This is a genomic window from Streptomyces sp. NPDC046379, from assembly GCF_055587785.1.
Window position 1 is genome coordinate 445,762 of the sequence record NZ_JBVJFP010000002.1, and the last position, 15,947, is coordinate 461,708.

Here is a 15,947-nt window from a genome sequence, read left to right on the forward strand (position 1 = left end):
GCGATACTGATCGTCTCCGCACGGAACGCGCACGAAAGAACCGTAGGGAACGAGTGGAACGCGTAGATCTCATGCCCCCAGGCGCAGGCGGCGACGCCGCCGAGCGCGACGGCCTCGACGGCCTGGCCGACGCGTACGCGGCCGCACCGCTGCTGAACTGCCTGCTGCGCGAGCTGGCCCGCCCGGCGCCGGGCGAACCGGGGCTGCACCGGTTGCCCGCCGCCGGCCGGCTGCTGCGGGTGCGCGGAGCGCGCCGCCCGGCCGCCGCCGAGGTCCACGAGTCCGGCCGCTGGCGGCGCCTGGACCACGCCGGCCTGGTCGCGCTCGTCGCGGAGGAACTGCGCGGCCACACCGGCCTGCCCAACCACGAGCTGCCCGCCGAGATGCTCGACAGCCGCGACGCCGTCGCCGCGATCCTCGCCGCCCGCGCCCGCGCCACCCCGCCCGACGATCCCTATCTGCGCTCCGAGCAGTCCCTGATCACCGGCCACCCCCACCACCCCGCCCCCAAGACCCGCGGCGGCGGCCCGGCCGCCGGCTGGCTGCCCTACGCCCCCGAAGCGCACGCCCGCTTCCCGCTGACCCTGCTCGGCGTGCGCGCCGACACCGTCGTGGACGACGGCGACACCTCCGCGCTGGACGCCCTCGGCGAGGCCCCGCCCGGCTACCGGCTGCTGCCCGCCCACCCCTGGCAGCTCGACCTCGCCGCCCCCGACCTGGCCGCGGCCTTCGCCGACGGCCGCCTGATCCGGCTGGGCGCCACCGCCGCCCCCGCCTGGCCCACGGCCGCCGTCCGCACGGTGTACGTGCCCGGGGCCGAGCTGTTCCTGAAGTTCAGCCTGGACGTGCGCATCACCAACGACGTACGCCGGCTGTGGCGGCACGACCTGCTGAAGCTGCGCCGCACCGACGCCGCCGTCACCGCCGCCTTCGCCGCGCTGCCCGGCCCGGCCGCCTGGCTCTCCGACCGCGGCTACCGCACCGCTTCCTTCGCCTTCGAACAGCTGGCCGTCGTCGTGCGCGACGGCGTGCGCGACCACGTCCTGCCCGGCGCCATCCCCTACCTCGCCGCCGGCCTGGTGGAGGGGTTCGCGGGCAGCCCGCCCGACGCCACGGCCGATCCCGCCGGCTGGTGGCGGGCGTATCTGCGCCAGGTCGTCCCGCCGGTGCTCACCGCCTTCGCCGAGCACGGCGTCGTCCTCGAGGCGCACCTGCAGAACTCCCTGATCGCGTGCGCCGCCGACGGCACGCCGGTGCAGGCGCTGTTCCGGGACGTGGAGGGCGTGAAGCTGCTGCCGGAGACGTCGCGGCGGGCCGGCTGGGAGCGGCTCGTGTACTGCCTCGTCGTCAACCACCTGGTCGAGCTGGCCGAGGCCCTCGCGGAACGCCATCCCGGCTTCGACCCCTGGCCCGCCGCCCGCGCGGAACTCGCCGCCGCCCGCCGCCCCGACCTGCCCGAGGCCGCGGCCCTGCTCACCGCGCCCACGCTCCCCGCCAAGACCAACCTGCTGCTGCGCTGGACCGGCGCGGACGGCGCCGACTCCCGCTACCGCCCGCTGCCCAACCCGCTGCTCGACGGGGACGCCCGCTACTTCAAGGGGTCGTGACCCCAGTTCATGAGCGAGTGACGCCATCGGGTGTCCGACACGTCGCCGCCGGGGCGCTGTGCGACGTGCCGACGGACGTAACCGACGACCTTGCGCATGTGGGCGATGTCGTCGTCGCCGAGCTGGGACTTCTTCGTCCGCAGCAGTTCGACGATGCGCCGCCCGGAAGCGTGCCCCACGCTCTCACCGCCGTCGCTCTGCCCGGCGCTGCGGGACTCCTCGCTGCCCAGCCACTTCTCCAGCTCGCCGGCGGTCATGTTGACCGCCTCGTGGAACGCGGCGAGAGTCCCGTCCCGGTCGTCGTCCCGCCGTCCGGGAGGCGTCACGCGCCCTTGCCCCTCCTGCGCAGGGCCCCGGGCCGGTGCACGGCCGAGCGGCCGGTCCTGTCGCTCTCCACCTCGTACTGCGGGTCGTCCTCGGAGGCGTCCACGGTGCGGCCGGCCGCCCGGGTGCGGTCCGTGATCTTCTTCTTGACCTTCCCGGCCACCTCCCGTCCGTGGCTCTTCCACGAGACGGCCTCGCCCTTCTTCATGTCGTCCTTCCTGGACACGGCACGTCCCTTCGCCGACACGGCCCCCACTCACCCCAGGATCGTCCAGTCCCGCCCGGGATGCATCCACACGGGCCGCTCGCTGTGCTCCACACCGGTGGCCTCGGGCGGGCCGCGGAGGGTGCGGCGCCGTGCCGGCCGCGGCGCCTGCTTGGCTGACCGTCCCAGCGTCCGACCAGGCAAGGAGCGCCACTGTGCCGTCACAGCATCCGTCCCTCTCGTACACCGTGCCGGGAATGAGCACCGAGGACAGCCGGCGGATCATCGAGCTGCTGCAGATGCGGCTGCACTCCCTCAACGACCTCCACCTGACCCTCAAGCACGTCCACTGGAACGTCGTCGGTCCGCACTTCATCGCCGTGCACGAGATGATCGACCCCCAGGTCGAGGAGGTCCGCTCCATGACCGACGACATCGCCGAGCGGATCTCCACCCTCGGCGGCGAGCCCAACGGCACTCCCGGCGCGCTGGTGGCCGCGCGCACCTGGGACGACTACTCGATCGGCCGCGCCGAGGCCATCGAGCACCTGGGCGCGCTCGACCTCGTGTACACGAACGTCATCAAGGACCACCGCGAGGCGATGGAGGCCACCGAGACCCTCGATCCCGTCACGCAGGACATGCTCATCGGACAGCTGCGCGGCCTGGAGCTCTTCCAGTGGTTCGTCCGGGCCCACCTGGAGTCCGGCGGCGGCGTGCTGAGCACCAGTGGCGCCACGACCGAGAGCGGCGCCGCGGCCCGTGCGGCCGAACAGGCCCGCGACCAGCCCTGACACGGCCGGTCCGGCCGACCGCGCAACGGCACGGGGCCCGGCCCACGACTGAAGGCGCCGGCTGCGGCGGCGGGGGCGTCCGTTCGCCGCCTCGCCCGGAATCCGGCGCGCGCGCCGCACCCGTCACGACAGCCGTACGTCCGTTCAGCGGACTCGCGGACATGGACATGGGGCGGCTCCTTCACCGGGCGCTCGTGGCGCCCACGGTAGGCCCGGACGACGCCGTCGGCACTCCGGGCGCGTTCGGCCGAGCCAATCGGCGCGTAGGCCGATCAGGGGTCCCCCGGCACGCCTGCGCCCGCGGACCGGGCGGCGGTGCTCCCATGGGGCACGGTGACCCGTACCGGACAGGAGGCGAGGGCGAGACATGGACAAGGCTCAGTTGGCCGAGGCCGGCGCACGCAAGGCCGCGCAGAGCGGGCAGGAGATCCTGCCCGAGGACGCCGAGCGGGTGATCGACGCCCTGTTCGGCACGGTCGACTCGGCGGGCGTCATCGCCGAAGGACTCAAGGACGGCGAAACGGTCGCGGTCGGCAGCTTCGGCCGCTTCCGCGCGGACGGCGGCTCCGCCGTCTTCGAACCGGGCAGGGCCCTGACCGAGTACCTCCACGGCGACACCCGGTAGGAGAGCGGCGTCCGTCAGCGGTTCCGGCGCCCGGGGCTGTCGGGGCGAGCCGTGTGGTCCGGGTGGTTCCGGGTCCGGCGGGCCTCCTTCATCTCCGCTTCGTGCAGGTGGTCGCGCCCCTGGGCGAGCCGCTCCACCGCCTCGCGCTGCAGGCTTCTGAACGCCTCGTAGTAGGTCCGGTCGTACGCCTCGACGATCTGGAACGTCCAGTGTCCCGGGATGACGTTGCGGCCCAGGACCTCCGTCTCGACGCGGTCGGCCCACTCGGGGTGGCCCGCCTTGCGCAGCAGCTCCACGGCGCGGTCGAGCTCAAGGTCGGCCGTGCCGGTGAGCTGGTGGAACGAGTACAGGTGCCCGCGGGCCCGCTCCGTCGTCTCCAGCGCCTTGGACAGTGATCCGAGCGCCTCCACCGTCGCGTCGTCCACCCCCTGCGGACGGCGGTGCGCCTCGTCCGGCCCGTCGCCCCCGCTGCGCGCGTCTTCCGTCATGACCACTCCTCTCCGGCCTGCCGGTGCGGTGCAGGCGAGGGAGCGTGTACCCCGGTCGGGCCACCGGGCACCCACGGCCGGCTGTACGCTCGGTTACGGCCTCCCCGTCGGCCCAGGCGGGGGGCCCGGGGCACACCGCAGTCGCCGGACTGCTCGGGAGACAGGGGGATCCAGCGTGCCAGTCGTCACTCCCGGCTGCAGAACATGCTGACCGAGGTCACCGCCACCCGCTACATCACGCACCTGCGTGAGGGCGGCTCCGTGCCCGCGCTCGTCGAGGCCGACGACCTCGGTACCTACGTCGTCAAGTTCACCGGCTCCGCGCAGGGCCGCAAGGCGCTGGTCGCCGAGGTGGTCGTCGGCGAGCTGGCCCGCGCCCTGGGACTGCGCTTTCCCGAGCTGGTGCTGGTCCGCTTCGACCCCGCCATCGCCGCCGACGAGCCGCACCAGGAGGTGCGCGGCCTGCACGCGGCCAGCGCCGGGATCAACCTCGGCATGGACCACCTGCCGGGCGCCATGGACTTCACGCCCGAGGTCGCCGAGGTGTTCCCGGTCGACCCGGTGGAGGCCGGGCGGATCGTGTGGCTCGACGCGCTCACCGTCAACGTCGACCGGACGGTGCACAGCTCCAACCTGCTGGTGTGGCCCACGGCCGGCGTCGCCCCGCCCCGGCTGTGGCTGATCGACCACGGCGCCGCCCTCGTCTTCCACCACCGCTGGGACGGCTCCGACCCGGCGAAGGCCTACGACTTCCGCCACCACGCCCTCGGCCGGTACGCGCCCGACGTCCGCGCCGCCGACGCCGAGCTGGCGCCCCGCGTCACCCGCGAGCTGCTGCGCGAGGTCACCGCGGCCGTCCCCGACGCCTGGCTCGCCGAGGAGCCCGGCTTCGAGAGCCCGCAGCAGGCCCGCGACGCGTACGTCGATCACCTCCACGCGCGCGTGCGCGCCTCCGCGGCGTGGCTGCCCACCGACTTCCCCACCCGGGAGGAACTCGCCGCCGAGGACGCCCGGCGCGCGCAACGGACCCGGCAGGGACGGCCGAGCTGGCTCAAGCGGGTCCCCGACCTGCACGGCAAGCCGGCCGCGGAACAGGATTGGTCGGTGCACCTGGGATGACCCAGAACCCCCCGAACCCCCGTCGCGTCCAGATCGAGTACTGCACCCAGTGCCGCTGGCTGCCGCGCGCCGCCTGGCTCGCCCAGGAGTTGCTGACGACCTTCGAGGCGGAACTGACCGAGCTGGCCCTCAAACCCGGCACGGGCGGCGTGTTCGTGGTCCGCGTCGACGACGAGGTGGTGTGGGACCGCCGCGAGCAGGGCTTCCCGGAGCCGACGGCGGTGAAGCGGGCCGTACGCGACCGAGTGGCCCCGGGCAGGACCCTGGGCCACTCGGAGCGGTGAGGCGGTGATCGGCCGCCGAGGCGCCGATCGGCTGTTGGGGCGCTGATGACGCGTGTGCCGTTGGACCGCCGTCGAGGCGCTGATCAGCCCCCCAGCTGCTCGTAGGCGGGCAGCGTCAGGAAGTCGACGTACTGCTCGTCCAGGGCGACCTTCAGCAGCAGGTCGTGCGCCTGCCGCCAGTTCCCGGCGGCGAAGGCCTCCGCGCCGATCTCCTCGCGGATCGCGGCGAGTTCCTCCGCCGCGACCCCGCGCACCAGCTCCGCGGTGACCCGCTCGCCGTTGTCGAGGACCACGCCGGCGTTGATCCACTGCCAGATCTGCGACCGGGAGATCTCGGCCGTGGCGGCGTCCTCCATCAGGTCGAAGATGGCGACCGCGCCGAGGCCGCGCAGCCACGCCTCGATGTAACGGACGCCGACCTGGACGGCGTTGACCAGGCCCGCGTACGTCGGCCTGGCCTCCAGCGAGTCCACGGCGAGCAGGTCCTCCGCCTTGACGTCGACGTCCTCGCGCAGCCGGTGCTTCTGGTGCGGCCGGTCGCCGAGGACCCTGTCGAAGGACTCCATGGCGATCGGGACCAGGTCCGGGTGGGCGACCCAGGAGCCGTCGAAGCCGTCGGCGGCCTCCCGGTCCTTGTCGGCGCGGACCTTCTCGAAGGCGACCTTGTTGACCTCGGGGTCCTTGCGGGACGGGATGAACGCCGCCATGCCGCCGATCGCGTGCGCGCCCCGCTTGTGGCAGGTGCGCACGAGCAGCTCGGTGTACGCGCGCATGAACGGGGCGGTCATCGTGACCGCGTTGCGGTCCGGGAGGACGAACTTCGCCCCGGCGTCACGGAAGTTCTTGACGATCGAGAACAGGTAGTCCCAGCGGCCGGCGTTCAACCCGGAGGCGTGCTCCCGCAGTTCGTAGAGGATCTCCTCCATCTCGTACGCGGCGGTGATCGTCTCGATGAGGACGGTGGCGCGCACGCTGCCCCGCGGGATGCCCAGGTGCTCCTGGGCGAAGACGAACACGTCGTTCCACAGGCGGGCTTCGAGATGCGACTCCGTTTTCGGGAGGTAGAAGTACGGGCCCTTGCCGAGGTCCAGCAGCCGCCGTGCGTTGTGGAAGAAGTACAGGCCGAAGTCGACCAGGGCGCCGGGCAGCGGGGCGCCGTCCGGGCCGGTGAGGTGACGCTCGTCCAGATGCCAGCCGCGCGGCCGCACGACGACCGTGGCCAGTTCCTCGTCGGGGCGCAGGGCGTACGACTTGCCGGTGCGCTCGTCCGTGAAGTCGATGCCGCGGGCGTAGGCGTCGATCAGGTTGAGCTGGCCGAGGACGACGTTCTCCCAGGTGGGGGCGGAGGCGTCCTCGAAGTCCGCGAGCCAGACCCTCGCACCCGAGTTGAGGGCGTTGACGGTCATCTTGCGGTCCGTCGGGCCGGTGATCTCCACCCGGCGGTCGTTCAGGGCCTGGGGGGCGGGGGCCACCTGCCAGGAATCGTCCGCGCGGATCGCGGCGGTCTCGGGCAGGAAGCCGAGGGTGCCGGTGCGGGCGATCTCGGCGCGGCGCTCGGCACGCCGGGCGAGGAGTTCGTCACGGCGGGGCGTGAACCGGCGGTGCAGCTCGGCCAGGAAGGCGAGCGCCGCGCCGGTGAGGACCTCGTCCTGCCGGGGCAGGGGCTCGGCGTCGACGATGACCGGCGGGGACGGCGCAGGTGCGGCGGACATGAGCGGTCACTTCCTTGGGTGGATGTCTGGACTGGATGCCGGGAGTGGATGCCTGGTGGTGTGGATCCGGCGGCTTGTGGGAGAGGGCTGACGGCTTGTGGGTGGTGGCGGCAGCTTCTGGGAATTGAAATGGATAGTAGTTTCCTCATCGTGGAAGCTCAATGTTCGTCGACGTGGGAGCGCTCCGGGTCGAAGCGCTTCGGGCCGGGGGTCACTCAAGGCGTCCGAGGTCGTCGGCGGTGTCGATGTCGTACGGCTCGGCGACGTCGCCGCACTCCACGAGGGTGATCGCCGAGGCCCGCGCGTGGAGGTAGGCGCGGGCGCCCCGGTCGCCGGTGGCGGTCGCGGCGACGCCCGCCCAGTGGGCGGCGCCGAAGAGGACGGGGTGACCTCGCGTCCCGCCGTACGTCGCGGAGGCCAGTGACGTCTCGTCCCGGTACGCCGCCCGCACCCGGGCCACCGCCTCCGGGCCGATGCCGGGCTGGTCCACCAGGAAGACGAGCGCCGCCCGCGCGCCCGTGCGGGCCAGCGACTCCAGACCGGCGCGCAGTGAGGAGCCCATGCCCTGCGCCCACGCCGGATTGTCGACCAGCACGCATCCGGCCAGTTCCGCTCGGTCCCGCACGGCGTCGGCCGCGGCCCCCAGGACCACGTGCACGCGGGCGCACCCGGCCGCGCGCAGAACGCCCGCCGCGTGTTCGACCAGGGGCCGGCCCTGGTGGAGGAGCAGCGCCTTGGGTCGTCCACCGAGCCGCCGCCCGCCGCCCGCCGCGAGCAGCAGCCCGGCGACTTCGTCCTCCGTGTGTGTCATACGTCCTGCATACCTGACACCGCGTCAACCGCGTGACGGGGGAAGGGCTGAATTTCCGTGCGCGCGGTGGCGGTTCGGGAGCGGGTGGCGTTTACTGACCCGCGTCCCCGGCGCTCGGAGCGCGCTGCGGGGCGTACGAGGGGGAGTGAATCGTACGGGGCGGGACTGGCGCGGCGACGTGCCAGGGGGGAGAGCTGTGTTGCGGAGCTTGGGGCAGAAGCGAGTGACCGGCAGTGACGAGGACCCCAGAGCGGCGGAGCTGCTCACAGCCGTGTCCCGGCTGCGGCGGGCCCTCGCCGTCCATCCGGCCGATTTCCCCGACCGCGGGGTGGCCGAGGACGAACTCGCCGCCCTCGCCGCGATGGCGGCCCACGGGACGCCCGAAGTCCCGCGTCTGCGCCACTCGCTGTTACTGGTCGCGGGTGCGATCGGTTCCGTGAGCGCGCTCGGGCGAGGGCTCGCCGAGGTGCGCCGGGCGGTGGAGCTGTTCGGGGAGCCGCCGCGGGGCTGAGGCCGCCCGGGGTGAGCCTTCCGGGGGCGTGCCGGGCGTGCCGGGCGTGCCGGGCGGGCGGGGTGGGGTGCCGGGCACGCGGGGGTGCGTGCGTGCGGAGGCGTGCGGGGCGGCTGAGGCATTCGACGGGCGTACCGGTAGACGGGCCCAGGGCCGTGTGGCCGTGGGCCGGGCGGCACGGCCGTGCGGGTGAGGCCTGCGGCGGCGAACCCTCCCCGTCAGGTGCCCGGCCCGGAACCGGCCAGCGCCTCCGACAGCTCCGCGGCGATCTGCTGGAGCACCGGCACGATCCGTTCCTGCGCCGCCTGCGTGACGCGGCCCGCCGGACCCGAGATCGAGATCGCGGCGGCGGTGGGGGAGTCGGGCACCGGGACGGCGAGGCAGCGCACGCCGACCTCCTGCTCGTTGTCGTCCACCGCGTAGCCGAGCCGGCGCACGTCCGCGAGCGCCGTGAGGAAGCCCTCCGGGGTGGTGATCGTCCGGTCCGTCGCGGCGGGCATGCCGGTGCGGGCGAGCAGCGCGCGCACCTCCTCGTCCGGGAAGCCGGCCAGCAGTGCCTTGCCGACGCCCGTGGAGTGCGGCAGCACACGCCGGCCCACCTCGGTGAACATGCGCATGGAGTGCTTGGACGGCACCTGCGCCACGTAGACGACCTCGTCGCCGTCGAGCAGCGCCATGTTCGCCGTCTCGCCGGTCTCCTCGACCAGGCGGGCGAGGTGAGGGCGGGCCCAGCTGCCGAGCAGGCGGGAGGCGGACTCGCCCAGACGGATCAGACGGGGGCCGAGGGCGTAGCGGCGGTTGGGCTGCTGGCGGACGTAGCCGCAGGCCACCAGGGTGCGCATCAGACGGTGGATCGTCGGCAGCGGAAGCCCGCTGGACGCGGCCAGTTCGCTCAGGCCGACCTCGCCGCCCGCGTCCGCCATGCGCTCCAGCAGGTCGAAGGCGCGCTCCAGGGACTGGACGCCGCCTGCGCTGGACCTGGCGGAGTCGGAGGTGCTGGCGCTGGACCTCGGCACGGCGCGTTCCTTTCGGACGGGCGGGAAGGGCAGAAGCGTACCCGGCGGCCGATTGCCCCCTGTTCGTGCGCAGCCGGATCGCTGTGGAGGTGTGTGCCGGACGGGCGCCCTTGACGGGGTGCCGGGCCGGAGTGAAGACTCCTTCAACAGAACGTTGAATTCCGTTACGTGGATGTGAACGACGGTCGAGAGGGGGGCCAGGTGTCCGAGTCCGAACTGGTGCTGCGCTCGACGCGCGTCATCACGCCCGAGGGGACGCGCGCCGCGTCGGTCGCGGTCGCCGGCGGACGGATCACCGCCGTGCTCCCGTACGACGCCCCGCTCCCGGCCGGGGCACACCTGGAGGACCTCGGCGACGACGCCCTGCTGCCCGGCCTGGTCGACACCCATGTGCATGTGAACGACCCCGGCCGCACCGAGTGGGAGGGCTTCTGGACCGCCACCCGCGCCGCGGCGGCCGGCGGCATCACCACCCTGGTCGACATGCCGCTCAACTCCCTGCCGCCCACCACCACCGTCGGTCACCTGCGCACCAAGCAGCGGGTCGCCGCCGACAAGGCGCACGTCGACGTCGGCTTCTGGGGCGGCGCGCTGCCGGGCAACGTCGACGACCTGCGCCCGCTGCACGACGCTGGCGTCTTCGGCTTCAAGGCCTTTCTGTCGCCCTCCGGCGTGGACGAGTTCCCGCACCTCGACCAGGATCAACTGGCCCGCTCCATGGCCGAGATCGCCGGGTTCGGCGGACTGCTCGTCGTGCACGCCGAGGACCCGCACCACCTCGCCGCCGCCCCCCAGCGGGGCGGCCCGAAGTACGCCCACTTCCTCGCCTCCCGGCCGCGCGACGCCGAGGACACCGCCGTCGCCGGCCTCGTCGCCCAGGCCCGGCGTCTCGACGCACGCGTGCACATCCTCCATCTGTCCTCCGCCGACGCGCTGCCGCTGATCGCCGCCGCCCGCGCCGAGGGCGTACGCGTCACGGTCGAGACCTGCCCCCACTACCTGACCCTGACCGCCGAGGAAGTCCCGGACGGGGCGAGCGAGTTCAAGTGCTGCCCGCCGATCCGCGAGGCCGCCAACCAGGACCTGCTGTGGCAGGCGCTGGCCGACGGCACGATCGACTGCGTGGTCACCGACCACTCCCCGTCGACCGCCGACCTGAAGACCGGCGACTTCGCCACGGCCTGGGGCGGCATCTCCGGACTCCAGCTGAGCCTGCCGGCGGTGTGGACCGAGGCCAGCAAGCGCGGCCACACCCTGGAGGACGTCGTCCGTTGGATGTCCGCCCGCACGGCCGCACTGGCCGGTCTCCGGCAGAAGGGCGCCATCGAGGCCGGCCGCGACGCCGACTTCGCCGTCCTCGCCCCCGACGAGACGTTCACCGTCGACCCGGCTGCCCTCCAGCACCGCAACCCCGTCACGGCCTACGCCGGCCGCACCCTCAGCGGCGTCGTGAAGTCCACATGGCTGCGCGGCCGGCGCATCCACGCCGACGGCCGGTTCACGGATCCGGAGGGACGGCTCCTCACCCGCACCGACTGACCACGGCAGTAACCGCCCCCCGAGAGACACCCCCGAGAGGCACCCCGGCCAAGAGGCCCCCCCGCCCAAGAGGCACCCCGAGAGGCACACCCGAGAGGCACACCCGAGAGGCACGACCCGCCCTCGAAGACACACCCTGAGAGGCAGGCCCGACCCGAAGGCACGCCCGTCCCCGAAGGCGCCCCGACCCGAAAGGCAGGACCCGATCACCGTGACGGCGCAGCACCCACTCCCGCCGGTCCGCTTCACCGGCGACGCGCAGCCCTACGGTGGCGGCGACCCGTACGCGGACTACCGCACCGCCGACTTCCCCTTCACCCGCTACGCCGACCTCGCCGACCGCCGGCTCGGGGCCGCGGTCGTCGCCGCCAACGACGAGTTCTTCGCCCAGCGCGAGAACCTGCTGCTCCCCGGGCGCGCCGTGTTCGACCCCGAGCACTTCGGGCACAAGGGCAAGATCATGGACGGCTGGGAGACCCGGCGTCGCCGCGGAGCGGGCGCCGACCACCCCTGGCCCGCCGCGGACGACCACGACTGGGCGCTGATCCGCCTCGGCGCGCCCGGCCTGATCCGCGGCATCGTCGTCGACACGGCCCATTTCCGTGGCAACCACCCGCAGTCCGTGTCGGTCCAGGGCGCGTGCGTATCCGGCACGCCGTCCCCGGAGGAACTCCTCTCGGACGACGTGAAGTGGACGAAGCTCGTCCCGCGCACGCCGGTCGGCGGCCACGCCGCGAACGGCTTCACCGTCTCGGTGCGGCAGCGCTTCACCCACCTGCGCCTCAACCAGCACCCCGACGGAGGCATCGCCCGACTGCGCGTCCACGGCGAGGTCGTGCCCGACCCGGCGTGGCTCGCCGCGCTCGGCGCGTTCGACGTCGTGGCCCTGGAGAACGGCGGCAGTGTCGAGGACGCCTCCGACCGCTTCTACTCGCCGGCCGACAACACCATCCGGCCCGGCCGCTCCCACCGGATGGACGACGGCTGGGAGACCCGCCGCCGCCGCGACCACGGCAACGACTGGATCCGCTACCGGCTCGCCGCCCAGGCCCGCATCCGCGCCGTCGAGATCGACACCGCCTGCCTCAAGGGCAACAGCGCCGGCTGGGCGGCGGTCTCCGTGCGCGACGGCGAGCACGGAGACTGGCACGAGATCGTGCCCCGCACCCGCCTCCAGCCCGACACCGACCACCGCTTCGTCCTCCCGGAGGAGGCCGTCGGGACCCACGCCCGCGTCGACATCTTCCCCGACGGCGGCATCTCCCGCCTGCGCCTGTTCGGCACCCTCACGCAGGCGGGCACGGCGGCACTGACGGCACGGCACCAGGAACTGGCCGGCTGAGCCATGCGGGGGCGCGCACCCGCGCCCTCGCGCCTACCGTCCGTCGCCCGGGTGACGGGGCTGCGCCGCGAGCCCGCCGCCGCGCGCCCCGGTCGCTCGGCCGCCCGGCCGCTGAGCTGCTGGGCGGCTGAGCCGCTGGGCTACGGGGGATCGGACGACCGGTTGCCGGGGCATACGGCGGGTAACCGCCGCCCACGCGTGCCCAGTGCCCGGCCGTCTGTCGCTGGGGCCTGTGGCGGGGTCGTGTCGCCGCGTGCCCCGGCCACAGGGCGTGCCCCGGCCCCAAGGTCATCGGGTGCGGGGTGCGGGGTGCGGGGTGCGCGGTGCGGGGTGCCGGTCGCCGGGGGCCCATGGCGGGTGGTTGCCGCCGCGTGCCCCAGCCGCCCACGCCGGTGGCCGGCCGCCGGGGCCCCGCGTGACCGCCGCCCCCCGCCTACGCCGCGTGCCCGCCGTCCACGGAGAACTCCGCGCCGGTGACGTACGGCGCCAGGGTCAGATGCGCCACCGTCGACGCCACCTCCTCGGCCCTCCCGAACCGGCCCAGCGCGGTCATCGCCGCCTGGCCCGGCGCGTACGGACCGTCAGCCGGGTTCATGTCCGTGTCCACCGGACCGGGATGGACGATGTTCGCGGTGATCCCGCGTCCGCCCACCTCCCGGGCGAGGGCCTTGGTCAGCCCGACCAGGGCCGCCTTGCTCATGGCGTACAGCGTGCCGCCCGGCCCGGGCACCCGCTGGGTCATGCAGCTGCCGATCGTGATGATCCGGCCCCCGTCCGTCATCCGCGCCACGGCGGCCTGCGACGCCAGGAAGACGCCCCGCACATTGACCGCGAGGACGCGGTCGACGTCGGCGAGCGTCAGGGTCTCCACGGGACCGAGCAGCCCGACGCCCGCGTTGTTCACCAGCACGTCGATCCGGCCCAGCGCCTCCGTCGTGCGCGCCACCGCCCCCGCCGCCTCCGCCGGATCCCCGGAGTCCGCGCGCAGTGCCACGCCCCGACGGCCCAGCGCCTCCACGGCCCGCACCACATCATGGGCCGCGTCCTTCTCCCGCGCATAGGTCACGGCCACGTCGGCGCCCTCCCGCGCCAGCCTCAGCGCCGTGGCCGCGCCGATGCCGCGGCTGCCCCCGGTCACCAGGGCCACCCGTCCGTTCAGCGTCTGCTCGCGGCTGAAGCCGCTGGTCGTGCCGTTGGTCGTTCCGCTGGTCATGCCACCGGCCGTGTCGCCGGTCGTGTCGTAGGTCATGCGCCCATTCCAGCGGCGGCCCGGCGCGCGTGCTGGCGGCGAACGGACACCGAAGTGCCCGCCGGACCGGCGGTGACCGGAGCACCGATGAGTTGCGGGCGGTCGAGGGGTCTGAACCGATGACAGCGAACCTCCCGCAGCACCGAGAGAAGGAACCGCCATGGGCAAGCTCGTCCTCACCACCTTCGTCACCCTCGACGGCGTGTACCAGGCCCCCGGCGGTCCCGATGAGGACCGGAGGGACGGCTTCGAGCAGGGCGGCTGGAGCGTCCCCCTACGGCGACGAGGACTTCGGCCGGTTCGTCGACGAGGTCTTCGGACGCGTCGGGGCCTTCCTCCTGGGCCGCCACACCTACGACATCTTCGCCTCCTACTGGCCCCGGATGACCGACCCCGCCGACCCGGTCGCGTCCCGGCTGAACTCCCTCCCCAAGTACGTCGTCTCCAGCACCCTGACCGACCCCGAGTGGGCGCACACCACCGTGCTGCGCGGTGACCTCGCCAAGGAGGTCACCGAGGTGAAGGAGCGCACCGACGGCGAACTCCAGGTGCACGGCAGCGGGGCGCTGGCCCAGTCCCTGCTCGCCCGCGACCTGGTGGACACCGTCCATCTGCTGACCTTCCCGGTCGTCCTCGGCGCGGGCCGTCGCCTGTTCACCGAGGGCGCCCTGCCCACCGCCTTCCGGCACACCGGCGGACGGATCACCGCGGCGGGCGTCTCCATCCAGTCGTACGACCTCGCGGGCCGCCCCGAGTACGGCAGCTACGAGCTGCCCGCCGACGCCTGAGCCCTGGACGCCCGAGCCCCGGACGCCGCCGGACCCGGCGAAAAAGCCTGGTCCAAGACCCATCGCCCCGATACGGTGATCGTCCCGTGCGAGCCGCCGCCGTCTCCACGTCCCCCTGACGCCGCAGACCGGAGCCGCACCGCATGACGTCGATCGCCGTACCGGGCGCCCTCGCGCCCCGCCGCGCCTGGCTCACCGACCTGCCCGTCCTGCTGGTGGCGGTGGTCTGGGGCGCGAGCTATCTCGCGGCCAAGGAGATCACCACCGCTCAGACCGTCCTCGCGGTGCTCGTGCTGCGGTTCGCGCTGGCCCTGCCCGTCCTCGTGATCGCGGGCCGGCGCTCGCTGCGCGCCCTCACCGCGGCCCAGTGGCGCGGCGCCGCCCTCCTCGGGCTGATCCTCAGCGGCATCTTCCTGCTGGAGACCTACGGCGTCGTGCACACCTCGGCGACCAACGCCGGCCTGATCATCAGCCTCACCATGATCTTCACGCCCCTCGCCGAGTCCGCCGCGACCCGCACCCTCCCAGCCCGCTCCTTCCTCGGCGCGGCGGCGCTGTCGGTGCTCGGCGTCGTGCTGCTCACCCAGGGCGGCGGCTTCACCCCGCCCTCCCTCGGTGATCTGCTGATGCTGCTCGCAGCCTTCGCCCGCACCCTGCACGTGATGGCGATGTCCCGGGTGAGGGCCGTGCAGGACGCCCCCGCGCTGCCGCTGACCACCGTCCAGCTCGGCACCTGCGTCCTGGTGTTCGCACTGCTGTCGACCGGCGCGGACACCACTCCGTGGGAGACGGCGGCCGGCTTCGGGGCACGGGAGTGGGCGGGACTGGTGTTCCTGTCCGTGTTCTGCACGCTGCTGGCCTTCTTCGTGCAGATGTGGGCCGTGCGGCGCACCTCTCCCTCCCGGGTGAGTCTGCTGCTGGGCACCGAGCCGCTGTGGGCCGCCGCGGCGGGCATCGCCATCGGCGGCGAGCGCCTCGGCGCGCTCGGCCTGGCGGGCGGCGCGCTGGTCCTCGTGGGGACCGCGTGGGGACGCCGGGCGGCAGGTTAACTCGCCGAAAACGCGGCCGACGAGCCGGGAAACTCTCAGTGTTGACATTGACATGTCAGCGTCTACGCGCGTCATCATAACGCCATGAGATTCCCCCCACGCGCCACTCGCATCGGCGCCGCAGCCGCGCTCCTGTCCGCCCTCCTCATGGGCGGCGCCGCCACCGCCCAGACCGCCGCCGCGGCCCCCACGGCCGTCGGCAGCATCTGCTACAGCAACCTGCCCTCGCAGGCCCACGACACGCTGAGGCTGATCGCCCGGGGCGGCCCCTTCCCGTACTCCCAGGACGGCAGCGTCTTCTACAACCGCGAAGGCATCCTGCCCAGCCAGCCGACCGGCTACTACCACGAGTACACGGTCAAGACCCCCAACATCTCCACCCGCGGCGCGCGCCGCATCGTCACCGGTGAGGAGTACCGGGAGGACTACTACACCGCCGACCACTACGCCTCCTTCCGTCTGGTCAACTACTCCTGCTGACCGG

Annotated in this window: 17 protein-coding genes and 1 pseudogene; 11 read left to right on the forward strand and 7 right to left on the reverse strand. The window is 73.7% G+C overall.

Translation table 11 applies throughout. From position 1 onward, the window contains the following. The first annotated feature begins 53 nt into the window (after positions 1-53). The gene (locus ACZ6KF_RS05870; protein WP_469237456.1) at positions 54-1,607 is read left to right on the forward strand and encodes an IucA/IucC family protein; all 1,554 of its coding nucleotides are present in this window, start codon (positions 54-56) and stop codon (positions 1,605-1,607) included. Here the strand turns inward: ACZ6KF_RS05870 and ACZ6KF_RS05875 are convergent. Both ACZ6KF_RS05875 and ACZ6KF_RS05880 read right to left on the reverse strand, forming a co-directional pair. Then, entirely contained in the window at positions 1,589-1,933 is a 345-nt protein-coding gene (locus tag ACZ6KF_RS05875) for a DUF3140 domain-containing protein (protein ID WP_469158205.1), read from the reverse strand. The genes ACZ6KF_RS05870 and ACZ6KF_RS05875 overlap by 19 nt on opposite strands. Next, entirely contained in the window at positions 1,930-2,139 is a 210-nt protein-coding gene (locus tag ACZ6KF_RS05880; protein ID WP_469175979.1) for a hypervirulence associated TUDOR domain-containing protein, read from the reverse strand. The genes ACZ6KF_RS05875 and ACZ6KF_RS05880 overlap by 4 nt, the downstream gene beginning before the upstream one ends. Positions 2,140-2,351: 212 nt before the next feature. Here ACZ6KF_RS05880 and ACZ6KF_RS05885 point away from each other — a divergent pair, with 212 nt between their 5' ends. Next, positions 2,352-2,930 (forward strand): Dps family protein, encoded by a 579-nt coding sequence (locus ACZ6KF_RS05885; protein WP_356627819.1) that lies wholly within the window; start codon positions 2,352-2,354, stop codon positions 2,928-2,930. 367 nt (positions 2,931-3,297) lie between these two features. After that, the gene (locus tag ACZ6KF_RS05890; RefSeq protein ID WP_356627821.1) at positions 3,298-3,555 is read left to right on the forward strand and encodes a DNA-binding protein; all 258 of its coding nucleotides are present in this window, start codon (positions 3,298-3,300) and stop codon (positions 3,553-3,555) included. Between the two features lie 14 nt (positions 3,556-3,569). Here the strand turns inward: ACZ6KF_RS05890 and ACZ6KF_RS05895 are convergent, their stop codons facing one another. Further along, complete coding sequence (locus ACZ6KF_RS05895) at positions 3,570-4,043, reverse strand: hypothetical protein (RefSeq protein WP_356627822.1); 474 nt, start codon at positions 4,041-4,043, stop codon at positions 3,570-3,572. 204 nt (positions 4,044-4,247) lie between these two features. Here ACZ6KF_RS05895 and ACZ6KF_RS05900 point away from each other — a divergent pair, with 204 nt between their 5' ends. After that, on the forward strand, positions 4,248-5,162 hold the full coding sequence (locus tag ACZ6KF_RS05900) for a HipA family kinase (protein ID WP_356627823.1): 915 nt from the start codon (positions 4,248-4,250) through the stop codon (positions 5,160-5,162). Further along, positions 5,159-5,446 carry an Rdx family protein gene (locus tag ACZ6KF_RS05905; protein WP_356627824.1) on the forward strand — a complete coding sequence of 96 codons (288 nt, stop codon included), beginning with the start codon at positions 5,159-5,161 and terminating at the stop codon, positions 5,444-5,446. Before ACZ6KF_RS05900 ends, ACZ6KF_RS05905 begins: the two co-directional genes overlap by 4 nt. An 83-nt stretch (positions 5,447-5,529) precedes the next feature. On the opposite strand, the gene aceB is transcribed toward ACZ6KF_RS05905, so the two are convergent. Then, positions 5,530-7,158 (reverse strand): malate synthase A, encoded by a 1,629-nt coding sequence (gene aceB / locus ACZ6KF_RS05910; RefSeq protein WP_356627825.1) that lies wholly within the window; start codon positions 7,156-7,158, stop codon positions 5,530-5,532. 211 nt (positions 7,159-7,369) lie between these two features. Continuing rightward, complete coding sequence (locus ACZ6KF_RS05915; protein WP_469237458.1) at positions 7,370-7,969, reverse strand: nucleotidyltransferase family protein; 600 nt, start codon at positions 7,967-7,969, stop codon at positions 7,370-7,372. Between the two features lie 196 nt (positions 7,970-8,165). On the opposite strand from ACZ6KF_RS05915, the gene ACZ6KF_RS05920 reads away from it, so the two are divergent. Next, positions 8,166-8,480, forward strand: a complete 315-nt coding sequence (locus ACZ6KF_RS05920; RefSeq protein WP_356627827.1) for a DUF5955 family protein — start codon at positions 8,166-8,168, stop codon at positions 8,478-8,480. A 218-nt stretch (positions 8,481-8,698) separates the two neighbouring features. Here ACZ6KF_RS05920 and ACZ6KF_RS05925 read toward each other — a convergent pair whose 3' ends face one another. Then, complete coding sequence (locus ACZ6KF_RS05925) at positions 8,699-9,496, reverse strand: IclR family transcriptional regulator (protein ID WP_469237460.1); 798 nt, start codon at positions 9,494-9,496, stop codon at positions 8,699-8,701. Positions 9,497-9,697: 201 nt separating this feature from the next. Here ACZ6KF_RS05925 and allB point away from each other — a divergent pair, with 201 nt between their 5' ends. Together allB and alc are read left to right on the forward strand one after the other, a co-directional pair. Next, positions 9,698-11,035 (forward strand): allantoinase AllB, encoded by a 1,338-nt coding sequence (gene allB, locus ACZ6KF_RS05930; protein ID WP_356627829.1) that lies wholly within the window; start codon positions 9,698-9,700, stop codon positions 11,033-11,035. Between the two features lie 211 nt (positions 11,036-11,246). Next, positions 11,247-12,377, forward strand: a complete 1,131-nt coding sequence (alc, locus tag ACZ6KF_RS05935; protein ID WP_469237462.1) for an allantoicase — start codon at positions 11,247-11,249, stop codon at positions 12,375-12,377. A 433-nt stretch (positions 12,378-12,810) separates the two neighbouring features. Here the strand turns inward: alc and ACZ6KF_RS05940 are convergent, their stop codons facing one another. Further along, positions 12,811-13,590 carry a 3-oxoacyl-ACP reductase family protein gene (locus ACZ6KF_RS05940; RefSeq protein ID WP_356627957.1) on the reverse strand — a complete coding sequence of 260 codons (780 nt, stop codon included), beginning with the start codon at positions 13,588-13,590 and terminating at the stop codon, positions 12,811-12,813. A 196-nt stretch (positions 13,591-13,786) separates the two neighbouring features. Between ACZ6KF_RS05940 and ACZ6KF_RS05945 the strand changes: the two are divergent. From ACZ6KF_RS05945 to ACZ6KF_RS05955, 3 genes and pseudogenes are all read left to right on the forward strand, one after another. Next, positions 13,787-14,414: pseudogene (locus tag ACZ6KF_RS05945) on the forward strand (dihydrofolate reductase family protein). A 143-nt stretch (positions 14,415-14,557) separates the two neighbouring features. Then, entirely contained in the window at positions 14,558-15,463 is a 906-nt protein-coding gene (locus ACZ6KF_RS05950) for a DMT family transporter (protein WP_356627831.1), read from the forward strand. An 84-nt stretch (positions 15,464-15,547) separates the two neighbouring features. Beyond that, the gene (locus ACZ6KF_RS05955; RefSeq protein WP_356627832.1) at positions 15,548-15,943 is read left to right on the forward strand and encodes a guanyl-specific ribonuclease; all 396 of its coding nucleotides are present in this window, start codon (positions 15,548-15,550) and stop codon (positions 15,941-15,943) included. Positions 15,944-15,947 lie beyond the last annotated feature (4 nt).